This is a genomic window from Saccharopolyspora sp. NPDC000995 (assembly GCF_053599315.1).
In genome coordinates this window covers 1-1,042 of record NZ_JBSFLZ010000372.1, presented here as the reverse complement: position 1 = coordinate 1,042, position 1,042 = coordinate 1, and the positions used below count along the sequence as shown (strand labels likewise).

The window sequence follows — 1,042 nt, the reverse complement described above, 5'->3', positions numbered from 1 at the left end:
CCGACGCAAACCTGTCCCGCAGACCAGGAATCGAATCCAGCGCCGCAGCAAAAAAAGAGTCACCCCCAGCCTCGACATAAACAGGAACCAGCCCCCGCTCATGCAAAACCGACAACTGATCCGTCGTCACACCAAAACCAGCAGCATCAGCCCCAGAAACAACACGCCACACAGCCTGCCAAACCCCGATGGCAACCCCGACGTTGTGTTCATGCAGGAAGGTCATTCCGTCCTTTGCGGTCGTGTGCCCCGCCGCTTTAGCCCGGGCAACCCACCCCGCCAACTCCTCCCGAGGTATCCCACGCCGCCGCTTTCCCTTCCCGGACGCAGCACGCCACGCATCCCGCCAAACCCCGATGGCAACCCCGACGTGGTGTTCATACAGGAATTGCATTCCGTCCTGGGCGGTCGTGTGCCCCGCCGCTTTAGCCCCGGCAACCCACCCCGCCAACTGCTCCCGAGGTATCCCACGCCGCCGAACCCGCTTCCCCTTCCCGGACTCAGCACGCCACGCATCCCTCCAAACCCTGCCGTCAACCCCGACCTTGTGTTCATGCAGGAATTGCATTCCTGCCGTGGCGGTCGTGTACCCCGCCGCTTGAGCCCCGGCGACCCACCCCGCCAACTCCTCCCGAGGTATCCCATGCCGCCGCTTCTCCTTCCCGGACGCAGCACGCCACGCAGCCCTCCAAACCCCGTTGTCAACCCCGGCGTTGTGTTCATGCAGGAATGTCATTCCGTCCTTGGCGGTCGTGTGCCCCGCCGCTTGAGCCTGGGCGACCCACTCCGCCACCTCCTTCCGAGGTATCCCACGCCGCCGAACCCGCTTTCCCTTCGCGGGCGCGGCATCCTGCGGTCCGGATGCCACCGGGGTATCCGCGCCCGACGCCGGGTGGGCGGTGGATGGTCCGGCCTGCGACTCACCCGGATACGTCTCCCCCGGCCCCCGCTGCGGGGGCCTGCCGCCCCGCAGCCCGCGCTGCCCCATGCCCCCCACAGACGACGGCACACCCTCACCACCACGCACCCGCGGCCGGGCGGT

At 67.4% G+C, this 1,042-nt stretch carries 1 protein-coding gene; it reads right to left on the bottom strand.

What is annotated here, in order from left to right:
* The coding region (locus tag ACWDKQ_RS36395; RefSeq protein ID WP_450143277.1) for a hypothetical protein at positions 1-226 on the bottom strand (226 nt) is incomplete at its 3' end.
* Between the last annotated feature and the right edge of the window lie 816 nt (positions 227-1,042).